13 protein-coding genes are annotated in these 17,056 nt (G+C 74.7%); 3 read left to right on the top strand and 10 right to left on the bottom strand.

Features of this window, described 5'->3' with window-relative positions; all coding sequences use genetic code 11:
* The coding region (locus OMK64_RS11235) for a hypothetical protein (protein ID WP_272728473.1) at positions 1–942 on the bottom strand (942 nt) is incomplete at its 3' end.
* Positions 939–2,666 carry a DUF885 domain-containing protein gene (locus OMK64_RS11230; protein WP_272728472.1) on the bottom strand — a complete coding sequence of 576 codons (1,728 nt, stop codon included), beginning with the start codon at positions 2,664–2,666 and terminating at the stop codon, positions 939–941. The genes OMK64_RS11230 and OMK64_RS11235, both read right to left, overlap by 4 nt.
* A gap of 37 nt (positions 2,667–2,703) precedes the next feature.
* Here OMK64_RS11230 and OMK64_RS11225 point away from each other — a divergent pair, with 37 nt between their 5' ends.
* A complete protein-coding gene (locus tag OMK64_RS11225; RefSeq protein ID WP_272728471.1) occupies positions 2,704–3,546 on the top strand; it encodes a PhzF family protein in 843 nt (280 codons plus the stop codon).
* On the opposite strand, the gene sigJ is transcribed toward OMK64_RS11225, so the two are convergent.
* The 3 genes from sigJ to OMK64_RS11210 are packed head-to-tail and all read right to left on the bottom strand — an operon-like array spanning position 3,536 to position 6,686.
* Positions 3,536–4,459 (bottom strand): RNA polymerase sigma factor SigJ, encoded by a 924-nt coding sequence (sigJ, locus tag OMK64_RS11220; protein ID WP_272728470.1) that lies wholly within the window; start codon positions 4,457–4,459, stop codon positions 3,536–3,538. The genes OMK64_RS11225 and sigJ overlap by 11 nt on opposite strands.
* Before the next feature lie 32 nt (positions 4,460–4,491).
* Positions 4,492–5,250 (bottom strand): SDR family oxidoreductase, encoded by a 759-nt coding sequence (locus OMK64_RS11215; RefSeq protein WP_272728469.1) that lies wholly within the window; start codon positions 5,248–5,250, stop codon positions 4,492–4,494.
* Positions 5,247–6,686: an NAD(P)/FAD-dependent oxidoreductase gene (locus tag OMK64_RS11210; RefSeq protein ID WP_272728468.1), complete on the bottom strand. Its 1,440-nt coding sequence runs from the start codon at positions 6,684–6,686 to the stop codon at positions 5,247–5,249. Before OMK64_RS11210 ends, OMK64_RS11215 begins: the two co-directional genes overlap by 4 nt.
* A 278-nt stretch (positions 6,687–6,964) precedes the next feature.
* Here OMK64_RS11210 and OMK64_RS11205 point away from each other — a divergent pair, with 278 nt between their 5' ends.
* Positions 6,965–10,102, top strand: a complete 3,138-nt coding sequence (locus OMK64_RS11205) for a beta-phosphoglucomutase family hydrolase (protein ID WP_272728466.1) — start codon at positions 6,965–6,967, stop codon at positions 10,100–10,102.
* Positions 10,103–10,204: 102 nt separating this feature from the next.
* Positions 10,205–12,118: a DUF4914 family protein gene (locus tag OMK64_RS11200; RefSeq protein ID WP_272728464.1), complete on the top strand. Its 1,914-nt coding sequence runs from the start codon at positions 10,205–10,207 to the stop codon at positions 12,116–12,118.
* A 73-nt stretch (positions 12,119–12,191) separates the two neighbouring features.
* Here the strand turns inward: OMK64_RS11200 and der are convergent, their stop codons facing one another.
* From der to OMK64_RS11175, 5 genes are read right to left on the bottom strand one after another with little or no spacing between them, the layout of a single operon-like run.
* Positions 12,192–13,697, bottom strand: coding sequence for a ribosome biogenesis GTPase Der (gene der, locus OMK64_RS11195; RefSeq protein ID WP_272728461.1), 1,506 nt, complete (start codon positions 13,695–13,697; stop codon positions 12,192–12,194).
* Positions 13,698–13,753: 56 nt separating this feature from the next.
* Complete coding sequence (locus tag OMK64_RS11190) at positions 13,754–14,437, bottom strand: lysophospholipid acyltransferase family protein (RefSeq protein WP_272728459.1); 684 nt, start codon at positions 14,435–14,437, stop codon at positions 13,754–13,756.
* Positions 14,434–15,162 carry a (d)CMP kinase gene (gene cmk, locus OMK64_RS11185; protein ID WP_272728457.1) on the bottom strand — a complete coding sequence of 243 codons (729 nt, stop codon included), beginning with the start codon at positions 15,160–15,162 and terminating at the stop codon, positions 14,434–14,436. Before cmk ends, OMK64_RS11190 begins: the two co-directional genes overlap by 4 nt.
* Positions 15,144–16,253 (bottom strand): prephenate dehydrogenase, encoded by a 1,110-nt coding sequence (locus OMK64_RS11180; RefSeq protein WP_272728455.1) that lies wholly within the window; start codon positions 16,251–16,253, stop codon positions 15,144–15,146. The genes cmk and OMK64_RS11180 overlap by 19 nt, the downstream gene beginning before the upstream one ends.
* The gene (locus OMK64_RS11175) at positions 16,250–16,996 is read right to left on the bottom strand and encodes a pseudouridine synthase (protein ID WP_374694085.1); all 747 of its coding nucleotides are present in this window, start codon (positions 16,994–16,996) and stop codon (positions 16,250–16,252) included. Before OMK64_RS11175 ends, OMK64_RS11180 begins: the two co-directional genes overlap by 4 nt.
* Positions 16,997–17,056 lie beyond the last annotated feature (60 nt).

Here is a 17,056-nt window from a genome sequence, read left to right as displayed (position 1 = left end):
GGACAGCCGGAACAGGAAGAACTGCGTGACGAGCAAACTCACGAGGACGGCGCGCCGGAACCAGCGGTAGCCCTGGACGGCGTCGCGTCGCACCCGCAGCAGCCCGACGACCGCGAACGCGGCGCCGACGAGCCCGCTGACCACGGCACCCGCGGCGACCCACCACAGCCCGCCGAGGTCCCCCCACGCGAGCAGGCCGCGCACGACGGAGACCGTCGCGGTCGCCACGAGCAGCACGACCGCGAGCAGCGGCACGAACCGGGCACGGATCAGCAGGTGCAGGACTCGGACGGCACCGCGTGACACGACCTCGACGACGTCGGGCAGCTCCTCGTGGTCGTCGACGACGGACCGCAGCAGCGCGCGCGTCTCCTTCGCCCCCGCGACGTCGCCCGCCGCGGCGAGCCGGGACTCCGCGCGGGCCCGCGCGTGCCCGGTGAAGCCGCCGGCGACGCCGGCGACGGCGTCGTCCACCGCCGCGGCCAGCGCCTCGCGCGGGTCGAGCGCGCGTCGCCCGTGCAGCGCCTCGGCCACCAGTCCGAGCGCCACGACGGTCGCGTAGATGATCGCCGCGGTCGGCTCGTAGAAGTAGTCGTTGTCGGACGTGACGAACTTGCCGACCTCGTCGACGAACAGCCCGAAGCCGATCCCACCGACGATCGCCCCGAACGGCCGCAGGACCGGCCCCATGAACGACAGCAGCAGCACGAAGGCGAGCGCCATGAGCAGCCCGCCCCACAGCACGTGCGCGACGTGCAGCCCGCCGCCCCCGATCTGCGGGTACCCGGACGCCGCCAGCAGCGCGCGCGTGACCAGGACCGTCAGGGCGGTGACCACGAGGAACGTGCCGAGGTTGCGCGTCGCGAGCGGGTCGCGCGGAAGCCCGAGGCGCAGCATGAGGTGCACGGGCGACGACGTGCCGGGGCGCGACGCGGTGCTCACAGCGCCGCGAGCTCGCGTTCGAGGTCGTCGAGGCCGAGCGAGCCCAGCCCGAGCGCGGCGGTGTGCCAGGCGCGCAGGTCGAACGTCTCCCCCGCCGACTCCCGACGCTCACGCGCGCGGCGCCGACCCGACAGCCACGCACGCTCCCCGAGCTTGTAGCTGATCGCCTGCCCCGGCCAGCCGAGGTACCGCTCGATCTCGCTGTGCACGAACGCGGCCGGCGACCCGCTGCGCTGCCGGAAGAACTCCTCGCCCAGGTCGGCCGTCCACCGCTCCCCCGGGTGGAACACGTGCGACTGCGGGATCGTCAGCCCGAGGTGCATGCCGATGTCGACGACGACCCGGACCGCGCGCATCCGCTGCCCGTCCAGGTACCCGAGCCGCGCACCGGGCGTGCGCAGGTGCCCGAGCTCGTCCATGAGCCGCTCCGCGTACAGCGCCCAGCCCTCCGTCGTCGCGGGCACCGACCCGACCGACGTCTGGAACACCGACAGCTCACCCGCGCGGTAGGCCCACTGGCCGAGCTGCAGGTGATGCCCGGGCACGCCCTCGTGGTACCAGGTGCTGATGAGGTCCCACGTCGGGAACCGGTCACGCCCCAGCGTCGGGAGCCACGTGCGCCCCGGACGCGAGAAGTCCAGCGACGGGCGCGTGTAGTACGGCGCCGCGGCGGCACCGGGCGGCGCGATCATCGCCTCGACCCGCCGGACCGGGTCCGCCACGTCGACGACCGTGCCGTCGAGCTCGGCGATCGCGTCGTCCATCATGCGCTGCAGCCACGCCCGCACCTCCTCGACGCCCTCGACGGCCTCGCCGTGCTCGTCGAGGTGCGCGAGCGCCTCCTGCGGACCCGCGCCCGGCAGCACACGGTCGGCCTCCTCGGCCATGTCCGCCTCGATCCGCGCGAGCTCCTCCCAACCCCACGCGTACGCCTCCTGCGGGTCCAGGTCCGCGCCCGTGTGCAGACGCGCCGACAGCAGGTAGCGCTCGCGGCCCACCGCGTCCGGGACGTCGTCGACCGCGGGGCGGTACTCGTCGGCGATCCACCGGCGCAGGCGGTCCACGCCCGCGGCGGCCTCCTGCGCGGCCGCGTCGAGCTCGGCGCGCAGCGACGCCGGCACGCCCGCCGCGTCGGCCCGCTCGACGAAGCCCGCGTGCCACCCGCGTCCGTCCGCCGCCGCGAGCCACTCGCCGAGCTGCGCCACCACGGCCTCCGCCTGGCGCGGCGCGCTCCGCACACCCCGGCGCAGCCCTTCCTCGAGCGTCGCGCGGAACCCGTCCGCGGCGTCGGGGACCTGCGCCAGCCGACCCGCGACGACGTCCCAGTCGTGCTCGGTCGCCGTCGGCATGAGCAGGAAGATCGACTGGAGCGTCTGCACGGGCGACGCGATCGGTCGCAGGGCGGCGAGGTCCTCGCCGCTGTCGTGCTCGGCCAGGCGCGCGGTGAGGCGCTCGCGGAGCAGCGTCGCGCAGCGGCGGTCGTCGTCGTCGAGCACCTGCGCGCCGTCGAGCTCGACGAGCACCGCGCGGGCCGCCGCCGCGCGCTCGGCCGCACCCGCCGGCGACAGGTCCGGCATGCGTCGGTCGTCGGGCCGGGTGCCGAGCGCGGTGCCGACGGACGGGTCGAGGTCGGCGAGCGTGTCGACCCACCGGTCGGCGACCTGCCGTGCGGTGCGGGCGGTCGGGTCGGTCACGTCGGACGGGGACGGCTGCGCGGGGACCATCCCTGCACGCTAACCCGCGCGTCGTACCCTGACCGCCATGCCCGCGCTCCGCTTCTCGCAGGTCGACGTGTTCACGACCGAGCCGCTGCGCGGCAACCCCGTCGCGGTCGTGCACGACGCGGACGACCTGACCGACGACCGGATGGCCGCGTTCGCGCGCTGGACGAACCTGTCGGAGACGACGTTCCTGCTGCGCCCGACGACGCCGGACGCGGACTACCGCGTGCGGATCTTCACGCCGGGCGGCGAGCTGCCGTTCGCGGGGCACCCCACGCTCGGCACGTGCCACGCATGGCTCGCGGCGGGCGGCCGGCCCGCGGGTGACACGGTCGTGCAGGAGTGCGGCGTCGGGCTGGTGACGATCCGCCGGGGCGACGGCTCGCTCGCGTTCGCGGCACCGGCGCCCCGCGAGGACCGCCCGCTCGACGACGCCGAGCTCGCGGCGTGCGTCGCCGCTGCGGGCGTGCCCGCCGACGCGGTCGTCGACCACCGCCTGCTCGACAACGGGCCCGCGTGGGCGGTGCTGCTCGTCGACTCCGCGGCTCGTGTGCTGGACGTCCGCCCCGACTTCGCCGGCTCCCCCGTCGGCAAGCTCGGCCTCGTCGGCCCGCACGCGCCGGGGGCGCCGGCGGCGTTCGAGGTGCGCGGGTTCGCACCCGGGATCGGCGTGCCGGAGGACCCGGTGACGGGCAGCCTCAACGCGTCCGTCGGGCAGTGGCTCACGCGCACGGGTCGCGCGCCGGACCGGTACGTCGCCGCGCAGGGCACCGCGCTCGGCCGCGCGGGCCGGGTGCACGTCGAGCGGGACGCCGACGGTCAGGTGTGGGTCGGCGGCGCGACCGTGACGGTCCTCGCGGGAGACGCGGCACTCACCGGCTGACGTCGGCGGTCCTTCCGTGCCGGCGGAGCTTGTCCGGGTTGAGGACGAGCATGAGCTGCTCGATCCCCCGGTCCGACGTCTCGAGCAGGACGAGCGCACCGACCTCGCCGTCGGCGCGGTGCACGAGCACACCGGTCCCGCCGTTGACCTCGACCTCCGAGAAGAGCACGTCGCTCCAGTACTTGCGCATCACGTTGTCGAGCAGCGTGACGACGCGGTCGTGACCGAGGATCTCGACCTTGGCCGCGTGGACGACCCCGCCGCCGTCGGAGCGCGCGTGGACGTCGTCGGCGAGGAGCCGCTCGAGGTCGGCGATGCTGCCCGCGCGTGCGGCTGCGAGGAAGGCGGTGACGAGCTCACGCTGCCGCGCAGGGTCCGCGGGGACCCGCCGGCCGGAGCCGAGCGCGGTGCGGGCCCGCCGGACGAGCTGCCGTGCGTGCGCCTCGGTCACGTCGAGCACCTCCCCGACCCGCCGGTAGGAGTAGTCGAACGCCTCGCGCAGCACGTACGCGGCCCGCTCGGTCGGCGTCAGCCGCTCGAGCAGCACGAGGACGGCGGCGTCGAGCGCCTCCGCCCGCACCGCGCCGAGCAGCGGGTCCGCGCTCGTGTCGACCGGCTCGGGCAGCCACGGCCCGACGTACGTCTCGCGGCGGGCACGTGCGGACGTCGCGGCGTTGATCGCGAGCCGCGTCGTGGTCGTCGTGAGGAACGCCGCGGGGTTCTGCACGCCGCGGCGGTCCGTGTTCTGCCACCGGATCCACGCGTCCTGCACGACGTCCTCGGCCTCCTCGACCGAGCCGAGCATGCGGTAGGCGATGCCGAACAGCTGCGGCCGGACCTCGAGGAAGCCGGTGACGTCGTCGTCCGCGACGGACGGGGGTCCCGGCTCCGGGCGCGCGGTGTCCTGCGGCACGAGCCCCACCCTAGGGCCGGGACCCCCGGCGGTCAGCGGGCCACCGCCTGCGCAGCCTTCCACGCGGCGAGCGTCGTCGCACCGATGCGTGCGTCGTCGCCGAGCGGGACGATCGTGCTGTCGTCGAGAAGGGTGCCGAAGTAGCGCGCCTCCGGGTCCGACACGACCTCGCGCGGGTCCCCGGCCGCGGCGAGCTCGGCCCGCAGCAGCTCGTCCATCGCGAACCGCTGCGGGCCCGCGACCTCGACGACACCCCCGACCGGCTCGGCGAGCGTGACGTCGACGACCGCCGCGACGACGTCCCGCGCCGCGACCGGCTGGATCGCTCCCGTCGTGGCACGCACGACGCCGTCCTGCGTCGCGCCGTCCGCGATCGCGGCGAGGAACTCGAAGAACTGCGTCGCCCGCAGGATGGTGAACGGGACCGGCGAGGTGGCGACGAGCGCCTCCTGCGCGACCTTCGCCCGCAGGTAGCCGCTGTCCGGCGCCCGGTCCGCGCCGACGATCGACAGCACCACGTGGTGCCGCACGCCCGCCGCCTCCTCGGCCGCGAGCAGCGTCCGCGTCGACGTCGTGAAGAACGCGAGCACGTCGTCCGGCGCGAACGACGGCGAGTTCGACACGTCGACGACCGCGTCCGCACCCGCGAGGACCTCTGCGACGCCGGCGCCCGTCAGGGTGTCGACACCCGTGCTGGGTGCCGCGGCCACGGCGTCGTGGCCGCGCTCGTGGAGCTGCTCGACGACCTGGGCGCCGATCCGACCGGTGCCGCCGATGACGACGATCTTCATGCTGACCTCCTGTGGACGGGTGATGCGGGAGCGGGACCGGGCGACGGCTGCCGCCCGGACGACGAGGTGGCAAGGGCGGCAGGCCGTGACCGTCCGTCGGCCCGCCGCAGCGGGACCAGGACGTCCGGGTCGCCACCCGCGACGAACGCGGCGCGCGGCCGGCCCACCGCGGGCAGGGACACGACGTCGCGCCCGAACACCGCGGCCGACACCCAGAGCAGCGCGACGCGGACCTTGCGCTCCCACGTCGGGACGGCGAGCACGTGGTACGCCCGGTGCACGGCCCACGCGAGCCACCCGGTGAGCACGAGACGCCGGTACTGGAAGACCCCGTGGTGACGACCGAGCGTCGCGACCACCCCCAGGCTCGGGTGCCGGTAGCGGCGCACGCGCCCACCGCGCAGGTCGGCCAGGACGTTGTCGGCGAGCAGCCGACCCTGCCGGACCGCGTGCTGCGCGTTCGGGACGGTCAGCGCGCCGGGCACGTCCGACGCGAGGTCCGGCACGGCCGCGTTGTCGCCCGCCGCCCACGCGTCCGGGACGGGTGCGTCGTCGGTGCCCACCCGCAGGTCGCCGCGCACCACCACGCGCCCGCGGTCGTCGACCGGCAGGTCGGTGTGGTTCGCGACGACGGGGTGCGAGGCGTTCCCGGCCGTCCACACGAGCAGCCCGGTGTCCCACTCCTCACCCGTGGACAGCACGACGTGCCCGCCCGTCGCGGACAGCACCTGCGCACCGAGGTGCAGCAGCCCGCCGCGCCGCGTCAGGTGGCGCACCACCCAGCGCCCGGGACGGTCCGTCACCTCGGGCAGGATCCGGTCGCGCGCCTCGACGAGGTGCAACCTCAGCTCACGCGCGTCGACCTCCGGGTAGCGGCGCACCAGGTCCCGCGACAGCGCCAGCAGCTCCCCGAACACCTCGACGCCCGTGAAGCCGCCCCCCACGACGGTCACCGTCAGCTGCCTCGCCCGCTCCGCCCCGGGCGGGAGGTTCGCCGCCGTGTCGAAGCCCGTGAGCAGCCGGTCCCGCACGGCGACGGCCTCCTCGACGTGCTTGAGGCCGATCCCCTCCTCGCTCAGACCCGGCACCGGGAACGTCCGCGTGACGGCACCCGCGGTGACGACCAGCACGTCGTACGCGAGGTCGCGCTCGCGGCCGTCGACCGTCCGGACCGTCGCGGTCCGGTGCGCGTGGTCCACCGACGTGACGTGCCCGGTGACGAGCCGCGTCCGACGCAGGTGCGCGCGCAACGACACCGCCACGTGCCGGGCCTCGACCGACCCCGCCGCGACCTCCGGCAGGAACGGCTGGTACGTCATGAAGCCGCGCGGGTCGACGAGCGTGACCTCCGCCTCGCCCCGCCGCAGCCGCTTCTCCAGGCGCCACGCCGCGTAGAAGCCCGCGTAACCGCCACCCACCACCAGGATCCGTCGCATCACGACCTCCGATCGCTCTCGGTAGGTCGACCGGGCAGCCGTCCCGTTCGTGACGTGACGTGCGCCACACCGACCCGCGGACGCGTCCGTGCAGGAGGGGTCGAGGCCGTCGCTCGGCGTCCCGGCACGGGGCGATGCCGCCGGACCAGGGCGTGCAGGCCGCCGCTCCCACGCGCAGCCGAGGTTGCCGACCGGCCGAAACCGCCCAAGGATCGGGACAGTCGAGGTCAAGGACGTGCCGCCGACGAGGGCGGACGGCCTCGCCCGGGAGGTCCGAGATGCCGTCGCCCGTCGCCCTGCAGGACTTCGACGCGGTCCTCTTCGACCTCGACGGCGTCCTCACCACCACCCGCACCGTCCACGCCGCCGCGTGGAAGCGCGCGTTCGACGACTTCCTCGACGGCTGGGACCGCGAGCACGGCACGCACACCCCCCGCTTCGACGACCGCGTCGACTACGCCGCCCACGTCGACGGCAAGACCCGCGAGGAAGGCGTCCGCGACTTCCTCCAGTCCCGCGGCATCGTCCTGCCGCCCGGCGGACCCGACTCCCCGCCTGAGGAGGACTCCTGGTGGGGCCTCGGCAACCGCAAGCAGCTCCTCGTCGAGGAAGAGCTCGAACGCTCCGGCGTCGAGGCGTTCCCCGGCTCCGTCGCCTGGGTCCGCGAGGTCCGCGAAGCAGGCCTCAAGACGGCCGTCGTCTCCAGCAGCCGCAACTGCGCCGCCGTCCTCCAGCACGCCGGCATCGCCAACCTCTTCGACGCCCGCGTCGACGGCGAGACCATCCTCGAGCTCGGCCTCCCCGGCAAGCCCGCCCCCGACGGCTTCCTGGAAGGCGCCCGCCGGGTCGGCGTCGACCCGCGTCGGGCCGTCGTCGTCGAGGACGCGCTCGCGGGCGTCGCGGCCGGGCGCGCGGGCGGCTTCGGGCTCGTCGTCGGCGTCGACCGCGACGACCACGCCGAGGCGCTCGCCGCGCACGGCGCCGACGTCGTGGTGCAGGACCTCGCCGAGCTCCTCGCCGACCCCGACGAGGACGTGCACCGCTCGGGCCCGCGCGTGCACCGCCTGCGGGACGCGGCCCGCCGGATCGTCGCGACGTCGACCGACGTCCCGCCCGACCCGTGGCGCATGGTCGAGCACGCCTTCACGCCCGACCGCGCCGAGCAGACCGAGACGCTGTTCGCACTGTCGAACGGCTACCTCGGGATCCGCGGCGCGTTCGAGGAGGGCGCGCCGGCACGCTCCCCCGCGACCCTGCTCAACGGGTTCCACGAGACGTGGCCGATCGTCTACCCGGAGGCCGCGCACGGGTTCGCGACGACGGGCCAGACCATCCTGCCCGTGCCGGACGGCACCGCGCTGCGGCTGCTCGTCGACGAGGAGCCGGTGACGTGCGAGAACACCGAGGTCCGCCACTTCGAGCGGACGCTCGACATGCGGCACGCGGTCCTCACCCGCACGGTCGTGCTGCAGCTCTCCGACGGGCGGCGGTTCCGCCTGCACAGCGAACGCCTCGTGTCGCTCGCCCAGCGGCACCTCGCGGTCCTCCGCTACGAGATCACGGCGCTCGACGCGCCCGGGCGTGTCGTGCTGTCGTCCGAGCTCGTCGCACCGACCGACACCGTGGGCGAGGACGTCACGCTCGACCCGCGCCAGTCCCGCCAGGTCACCGCGGCCCTGCGGCCCGGTCCCGACCGCACCGACGGCCTGCGCGTCGTGCGCGCCTACGCGACCACCCGCTCCGGCCTCACCGTCGCGGCCGCGATGGACCACGAGGTCGACGACGGCGTGACCCACGTCGGCACCCGCGTCGAGCCGACCCGCGCACGTGTCGTGTTCGACGTCGAGACGCAGGTCGGCGTGCCGGTCGGCGTCACCAAATGGCTCGCCTACCACCACGGTGACGAGGACGCCGGCGAGCTGCTCAACCGCGCCGGCATGACGATCCACCGCGCGCGGGACGCGGGGTACACCGCGGTCCGCGCCGCGCACGAGCACGAGGCCGACCTGTTCTGGGAGCGCAGCGAGGTCGCGCTGTCGGGAACGTCGGCAGGCCAGCAGGCCGTGCACTTCAGCCAGTTCACGCTGCTGCAGGCGACGTGGCGCAGCGAGGGGCACGGCGTCCCGTCGAAGGGCCTCACGGGGACGGGGTACGAGGGGCACTACTTCTGGGACACCGAGGCGTACCTGCTGCCGTTCCTCATCCACACGTCGCCCCGGATCGCGCGCAGCCTCCTCATGCACCGGGTGCGGATGCTGCCCGCGGCGCGGGCCCGGGCGCGCGAGGTCGGGTGCGACGGCGCGCTGTTCCCGTGGCGGACGATCAACGGGCAGGAGGCGTCCGCGTACTACGCGGCGGGGACCGCGCAGTACCACATCGACGCCGACGTGGCGTACGCGCTCGAGCAGTACGTGACCGTCACGGGCGACACCGACCTCATGGTCCGCCACGGTGCGGAGCTGCTGGTCGAGACCGCGCGCATGTGGGCCGGTCTGGGCTTCTTCTCGGACCGGTACGACGGCCGGTTCGTGATCATGCGGGTCACCGGTCCGGACGAGTACTCGACCGTCGTCGACAACAACCTCTACACGAACCTCATGGCTGCCGAGAACCTGCGCGCGGCCGCCGACACGCTCGACTGGATGCGCGCCGAGCACCCGAAGGAGCACGCGGCGCTCGTCGAGGGGCTGCGCGTGCTGGACAGCGAGGTCGCGACGTGGCGGCGGGCCGCCGAGCAGATGTACGTCCCGTTCGACGAGACCGCGGGCGTGCACCTGCAGGACGACGACTTCACACGCCTCAAGCGGTGGGACTTCGCGGGCACCCCGCCGGAGACGTACCCGCTCCTGCTGCACGTCCACCCGCTCGTCATCTACCGCCACCAGGTCATCAAGCAGGCCGACGTGGTCCTCGCGACCGTGATGCTGCCCGAGCGGTTCACACCCGCCGAGCGCCGACGGATCTTCGAGTACTACGACCCGCTGACGACGGGCGACTCGTCGCTCTCCGAGTGCATGCAGGCGATCGCCGCGGCCGACGTGGGCAAGTTCCGCACCGCCGAGGAGTACCTCGTCGACGCCGCGTCGGTCGACCTGGCCGACCGCGCGGGCAACCTGCGCGACGGCGTGCACGCCGCGTCGGCGGGCGGCATGTGGATGGCGCTCGTGCAGGGCTTCGCGGGCTACCGCTGGCGCGGGACGCAGTTCGCGCCGATGCTCCCGACGCGCGCGCGCCGCCTGCGGTTCCCGCTGCAGATCCGCGGGTCCGTGCTCGAGGTCGACGTCCGCGAGGACCTCGTGACCTACACCGTGCGCAGCGGTGACCCGGTGAGCGGGCAGCACCGGGGCACGCCGTTCACCGCGAGGCCGGGCGAGCCGGCCAGCTTCCCCGGGGAGTACCACACGCGCGACAGGTGACGCCGGGAGGACCAAAGGTCCTACTACCGTTCACCCACAGTTCCTAGTCTCGGCGTCAAGAGCGGGCAATACGTCCCGCCCACGCGCCTGACGGGAGCTCCCATGACAGTCGACGTCACGACCCCGGACGCCCTGCGGACGCTCGGCCTCCCGGCCGCCGTCCGCGACGTCCTCGACACGGCCGACGTGATCGTCCCCGCGACGCGCGACGAGCTCTACGCGCTCGCCCTCGGACCCGACGGCGGCCCCCGGTTCGACGTCGTCTACGACGTGCACGGCGCACCCGTGAAGGAGGCGGACGTCGTCCGCTGCGCCAACGGCCTCGCGGTGAACTACCCCGAGGACTACATGCGCCGCCGCGACCCCGACTGCATGCGCATCGCCGACGACCTGCCGACCGACAAGCCGCGCTACCGCGACGTGTACGGCGCGGACTTCGCCCCCGTGAAGACCGAGACCCTCGACTGGCTCGCCGGGCAGCGCCTCGTCGTCCTGCCGTTCCGCGCCGGCGGTCCCGTGCACGGCTACCCGTCGCTCGCGATCGTCCCCGTCAACGCCGCGTTCTTCGCGCTCACGCTCGCCGACCTGCAGGGCTGGGTCACGTTCGACGAGCTGGGTCCCTTCACGCCGCGCTCGATCCTCTACGTCGCACCCCCGTTCCGGCACACGCACTTCGACGGCCGGCAGGTCGTCGTGCACGACCGCTCCACCACGCTGCACGAGGTGTTCGCGTACAACCTCTACCCCGGACCGTCGGCGAAGAAAGGCATCTTCTCGGTGCTGCTCGACATCGGCGAGCAGGAGGGCTGGCTCACCGCCCACGCGTCGTCTGTCCGCGTCACGACCCCGTACGAGAACGAGACCGTCGTCATGCACGAGGGCGCGTCGGGCGGCGGCAAGTCCGAGATGTGCCAGGAGTTCCGCCGCCTCGACGACGGCCGCATCCTGCTCGGCACCAACGTCGTCACGGGCACGACGGACACCATCACCCTCGCCGAGTCGTCCGCCCTCGCACCCGTCACCGACGACATGACCCTGTGCCACCCCGCGATCCAGGGCACCGACGGTCGACTCGTCGTCGCCGACGCCGAGGCCGGCTGGTTCGTCCGCGTCGACAACCTCACCGAGTACGGCCAGGACGCCACCCTCGAGCGCGCCGTCATCCACCCCGACCGGCCGCTCGTCTTCTACAACATGCGCGGCCTGCCCGACGCGACGCTCCTGCCGTGGGAGCACACCCTGGACTCGAACGGGAAGCGGTGCCCGAACCCGCGCGTCGTCGTCGCGCGCTCGCAGTTCCGGCACGTCGTCGACGAGGCCGAGCCCGTCGACGTCCGCACGTTCGGCGTGCGGATGCCGGCGTGCACGCGGGACGCGCCGACGTACGGCGTCATGGGCCTCATGCACCTCGTGCCGCCGTCGCTCGCGTGGGTGTGGCGGCTGGTCGCTCCCCGCGGCGACAAGAACCCGTCGATCGGCGAGTCGGCCGCCGACGCCGAGAAGCTCGCGCACGGCGGGCTCGTCGCGGAGGGCGTCGGGTCGTACTGGCCGTTCTCGACCGGCACCAAGGTCGGCGCCGCCAACCTGCTGCTGCGGCAGATCGTCGCCGCGCCCCGCACCCGGTACGTCCTCACGCCCAACCAGCACATCGGGTCGTACCACGTCGGCTTCGCCGCCGAGTGGCTCACGCGCGAGTACCTGGCCCGGCGCGGCACGTCACGGATCCGCCGCGAGTCCCTCCAGCCCGCGCGCTGCCCGCTGTTCGGCTGGACGCCCCGCGAGCTGCGGATCGACGGCCAGACGATCCGCCCGTCCTACCTCGCGCCCGAGCTGCAGTCGCAGGTCGGCGAGGAGGCCTACGACCAGGGCGCCGCGGTCCTCACGGCGTTCTTCCGGTCCGAGCTCGCGCAGTTCCTCACGCCGGACCTCGACCCGCTGGGCCGCCGCATCATCGAGACCGTCCTCGCCGACGGCACGGTCGAGGAGTACGAGGCGCTCACGCCCACGACGCACTGAGCCACCGGCGTCCACGCGCGCGAGCGGCCGGTCCCCGACGTGCCGGGACCGGCCGCTCGCGTGATCCGGCTGCTCAGCGCCGCCGCTTCTCCCGCACGCGCACCGAGATCGAGATCGGCGTCCCCTCGAACCCGAACGTCTCGCGCAGACGACGCTCGATGTACCGGCGGTAGCCCGGGTCCAGGAAGCCCGTCGTGAAGATGACGAACCGCGGCGGACGCGTCGACGCCTGCGTCGCGAACAGGATGCGCGGCTGCTTGCCACCCCGCAGCGGGTGCGGGTGCGCCGCGACGAGCTCGCCGAGGAACGCGTTCAGCCGACCCGTCGAGATGCGCGTGTCCCACGACTCGAGCGACCGCTTGAGCGCGGGCACCAGCCGGTCCGTGTGCCACCCCGTGCGCGCCGAGATGTTGACCCGCGGCGCCCACTGCACCTGCACGAGGTCCTTCTCGATCTCCCGCTCCAGGAACGGGCGACGGTCCTCGTCCATGAGGTCCCACTTGTTGTACGCGATGACCAGCGCACGGCCCGCGTCGACGACCTGCGAGATGACCCGCGTGTCCTGCTCGGTCATCGTCGTCGACGCGTCGACCAGCACCACCGCGACCTCGGCCTTCTCGATCGCCGCCTGGGTGCGCAGCGACGCGTAGAAGTCCGGCCCCGACGTCTGGTGCACCCGGCGCCGGATGCCCGCGGTGTCGACGAACACCCACGGCTCGCCCTTGAGCAGGACGAGCTCGTCGACCGGGTCACGCGTCGTGCCCGCCGTGGCGTCCACCACCACGCGCTCGGTGCCGAGCACCTTGTTCAGCAGCGACGACTTCCCGACGTTCGGCCGCCCGACGAGCGCGACGCGCCGCGGACCGTCCGGCAGCGGCGTCGCGTGCGCCGACACCTCGGGCAGCGCGTCCACCGCGGCCTCGAGCAGGTCGCCCGTGCCGCGCCCGTGGAGTGCCGAGACGGGGTACGGCTCGCCGAGCCCGAGCGCCCACAAGGCCGCCGCGTCCGCCTCGACCGCCGGGCCGTCGACCTTGTTGGCGCACAGCACCACGGGCTTGCCCGCGCGCCGCAGCAGCCGCACGACCTGCTCGTCCGTGTCGGTCGCCCCGACCGTCGCGTCCACCACGAACAGCACCGCGTCGGCCAGCGCGATCGCGACCTCCGCCTGCTGGGCCACGCGCGCCTCGATGCCCGCGACGTCGACCTCCCAGCCGCCGGTGTCGACGACGGTGAACCGGCGGCCGGCCCACTCGGCGGGGTAGCTCACGCGGTCGCGCGTCACGCCCGGCTGGTCCTCCACGACCGCCTCACGGCGGCCGATGATCCGGTTCACCAGCGTCGACTTGCCGACGTTCGGACGCCCGACGACCGCGAGCACCGGCAGCGCGGTCGCCGCACCACCGCCGACCTCGTCCTCGTCGAGCCCGTCGATCAGCGCGAGGTCGTCGTCCTCGAGCGCGTACTCCGCGAGGCCCGCGCGCAGCGCGCGCTCACGATCGGCGTCGCCGGCCTCGTCGGGAAGCTCCAGGGCGTCGCCGGCCTCGTCGGGGAGCTCCAGGGCGGGGTCGGTGTCCGTCATGCCGACCATTCTCCCCTGTCGGGCGGGCAGCCGTGACCCCGGGGCCGCGACGCGCGTCAGACGGGGTCGCGGTCCGGTCCGTCCGTCGGGAGCACGAGCCCCGACCGGACGCTCGCCCGGGTCACGAGGTCCGACAGCGCGACGCGCACCGCCTCGTTGGCGTCGACGAGCGCGGCCCGTCCGGAGACGCCCGGCGCGCGCGCGACGACGACGGGCTCGCCGAACTCGACGACGAGCCGGCGCCGGAATCCCGGCACGTGCCCGACGCCCTCGCCCGTGCGCCGGGTGCCCAGGATCGCGACCGGGACGACGGGCGCCTGCCCGTTGAGCGCGAGCCACGCGATCCCGGCGCGTGCGCTGGTCGCGTCGCCGCGCCCGCGGTTGCCCTCGGGGAAGATGCCCACGGCGCCGCCACGACGCAGGACTCCCAGCGCGGTCGTGAGCGCCGTCCGGCCACCCTGGCGGTCCACCGGGATCTGGCCCGCCGCGCGCAGCACGAGGCCGACCGGCCCGTGGAACATCTCCTCCTTGACGAGGATGTGCGTCGGCCGCGGCGCGACGCCGATGAGGATCGGCCCGTCGACGACGCCCGTGTGGTTGGCGGCCAGCAGCACGGGCCCGGTGCGCGGCACGCGATCCGCCCCCACGACGTCCGTCGCCCACACCCCGCGCGCGAGGAACCGGCCGACCCAGCGCGACCACGCCGGGCCGGCCGGCGACGGCAGACGCTGCTCGGTCACGCCCGGACGGCGGCCGCCACGACCGCCAGCACCGCCTCGACCGTCTGCTCGAAGTCCAGGTCCGACGAGTCGACGGTCACGACACCGTCCGCCGCGGTGTGGAACTGCACGACCGTCGAGTCGTCGGCGTCGCGGCGCAGCACCTGGTCGCGCGTCGCCTCGACCGCCTGCGCGTCCGCCGACCCGTGCACGTCGAGCGCGCGCCGTGCGAGCCGCGCCTCCTCGCTCGCGGTCAGCAGCACGCGGACGTCCGCGTCGGGCGCGATCACCGTCGTGATGTCGCGGCCTTCGGCGACGACGCCGCGGCCCCCCGAGAACGAGCCCGGCTCGCGCTCGGCGTCGATGAGCGCGCGCTGCCGGCGGCCGAGCTCGGCACGTGCGTCCAGGTTCGTCGCGACCGCGCTCACCGCGGCCGAGATGGCGGTCTCGCGGATGTCCGCCGAGACGTCGGTGCCGTCGACGACGACGGTCGGCGCGTCCGGGTCGACGCCGAGGTCGAGGGGCAGGGTCCGCACCGCGGCCGCCACGGCGTCCGTGTCGGAGAGCGGGACACCCTGCTCGAGGCACCACCACGTCGCGGCGCGGTACGTCGCGCCCGTGTCGACGTACGCGAGACCGAGGGCGCGTGCGACCGCGCGCGACACGCTCGACTTCCCCGACCCGGACGGGCCGTCGATCGCGACCACGAAGGGCGCCGGGATCGTGCTCAACTCACCAGTCTCCATCCACGGAGCGTCAGCTCCGCCTCGAGGTGCGGGACCGCGCTCGGGAGCACGGAGATCGCCGCCATGCCGACCGGACGTCCGGCCGCGTGCTCCAGCTGCAGGTCCTCCAGGTTGACGCCCGCCTCGCCGACGTCGGTCAGCAGTCGCGCGAGCTCGCCGGGGGCGTCGGGCACGAGCACGGTGACGACGCTGTAGTCGCGTCGCACGCCGCCGTGCTTGCCGGGGACCCGCGCGACGCCGGCGTTGCCGTCCGCGATCGCCTGCGCGATCGTCGACAGCGCGCCCGGCGCCACGTCCTCCGGACCCGTCGCCGCGGCGGCACCGCCCAGCGCGTGGATGACGCCGTCGAGGTCGCCCCGCAGGTCCACGAGCACGTCGCGGACCGCGGCCGCGTTCGCGGCGAGGATCGACGTCCAGAGCGCCGGGTCCGACCCTGCGATCCGCGTCACGTCGCGCAGGCCCTGCCCCGCGAGCCCGAGCGCGGCCTCGTCGACGTCCCGGAGCCGCGACGCGACCAGGCTCGCCACGACCTGCGGCACGTGCGACACGGCCGCGACCGCCGCGTCGTGCGCGTCGGCGTCCATGGTCACCGGCACCGCGCCGAGGTCCACGGCGAGCGACCGCACCGCGAGCAGTGCGTCCGGTCGCGACGAGCCCGAGTCCGCGATGACCCACGGCCGGCCGAGGAAGAGGTCCGGCACGGCGGCGACGGGACCGGACCGCTCGCGGCCCGCCATCGGGTGCGACCCGACGTAGCGCGACAGGTCCGCGCCCGACGCACGCAGCTCCGACAGCACGTAGCCCTTGACGCTCGCGACGTCCGTGACCACCGCACCGGGGTGCGCCTCGAGCTCGGCGAGCACGACGTCCGACGTCACGTCGGGCGGGGCCGCGACCACGACGAGCGCGGGCTCGGGGTCGTCGGCCGACGCGGGCCGCCCGGCGCCGACGTCGCGGGCCAGGGCGACCGCGGTCCGCGAGGGGTCGTGCAGCAGCACCTCGACGCCGCGCGTCGCGAGGCCCAGGCCGACCGACGTGCCGAGCAGGCCGGTGCCGACGATCCGGACCGGCCCCGCCGTCGCGACGTTCACATCCCCACCTGGGTCATGAGCGAACCGACCTCCGTCTTCGACAGCACCCGCGTCCGGCCGGGCTTGAGGTCGCCGAGCCGGATCGGCCCGACCTGCGTCCGCACGAGCCGCGTGACGGGGTGGCCGACCTCCTCCAGGAGGCGGCGCACGACGCGGTTGCGGCCCTCGTGCAGGACGAGCTCCACGAGGCTCGCCTGCGGCGTCGTCTGCACGATCTGGAACTTGTCGACCTTGACGAGGCCGTCCTCGAGCTCGATCCCGCGCGTGAGCCGCCCGCCGAGCGACCCCGCGACGCGCCCCTCGACGTGCGCGAGGTACGTCTTGGCGACGCCGTGCGACGGGTGCGAGAGGCGGTTCGCGAGCTCGCCGTCGTTGGTCAGCAGCAGCAGGCCCTCGGTCTCCGCATCGAGCCGGCCGACGTGGAACAGCCGCTCGGTGCGGTCGGCGACGTACTGCGCGATCGACGGGCGCCCCTCGGGGTCGTGCATCGTCGACACGACGCCCTTCGGCTTGTTGAGCGCGAGCGTGACGATCGAGGAGTCGAGCTGGACGCGCAGGCCGTCGACGTGGATCACGGCACGCACCGGGTCGACCCGGACGCCGAGCTCGCGGACCGTCGCCCCGTCGACGGTCACGCGCCCGGACGCGATGAGCTCCTCGCACGCCCGTCGAGAACCGAGCCCCGCCGACGCGAGGACCTTCTGCAGGCGCACGCCCTCGGGGTCGTGGACGTCGATCGTCACCTCGGGCTCACGCGCCGGACGCGGGCGGGACGGTCGCTGCGGACGCTGCGCCGCCCGACC

Origin of the sequence: Cellulomonas fimi, assembly GCF_028527925.1 — a bacterium.
GTDB lineage: Bacteria > Actinomycetota > Actinomycetes > Actinomycetales > Cellulomonadaceae > Cellulomonas > Cellulomonas fimi_C.
Note: the sequence above shows the minus strand (reverse complement) of the source record. Positions and strands in the feature narration are given on the sequence as shown.

Bases quoted from the DNA above. Each gene is read 5' to 3' on its own strand.
- OMK64_RS11230 (WP_272728472.1), bottom strand. From the start codon at position 2,666: ATGGTCCCCGCGCAGCCGTCCCCGTCCGACGTGACCGACCCGACCGCC.
- der (WP_272728461.1), bottom strand. From the start codon at position 13,697: ATGACGGACACCGACCCCGCCCTGGAGCTCCCCGACGAGGCCGGCGAC.
- OMK64_RS11225 (WP_272728471.1), top strand. From the start codon at position 2,704: ATGCCCGCGCTCCGCTTCTCGCAGGTCGACGTGTTCACGACCGAGCCG.
- cmk (WP_272728457.1), bottom strand. From the start codon at position 15,162: ATGGAGACTGGTGAGTTGAGCACGATCCCGGCGCCCTTCGTGGTCGCG.
- OMK64_RS11210 (WP_272728468.1), bottom strand. From the start codon at position 6,686: ATGCGACGGATCCTGGTGGTGGGTGGCGGTTACGCGGGCTTCTACGCG.
- OMK64_RS11205 (WP_272728466.1), top strand. From the start codon at position 6,965: ATGCCGTCGCCCGTCGCCCTGCAGGACTTCGACGCGGTCCTCTTCGAC.
- OMK64_RS11215 (WP_272728469.1), bottom strand. From the start codon at position 5,250: ATGAAGATCGTCGTCATCGGCGGCACCGGTCGGATCGGCGCCCAGGTC.
- OMK64_RS11200 (WP_272728464.1), top strand. From the start codon at position 10,205: ATGACAGTCGACGTCACGACCCCGGACGCCCTGCGGACGCTCGGCCTC.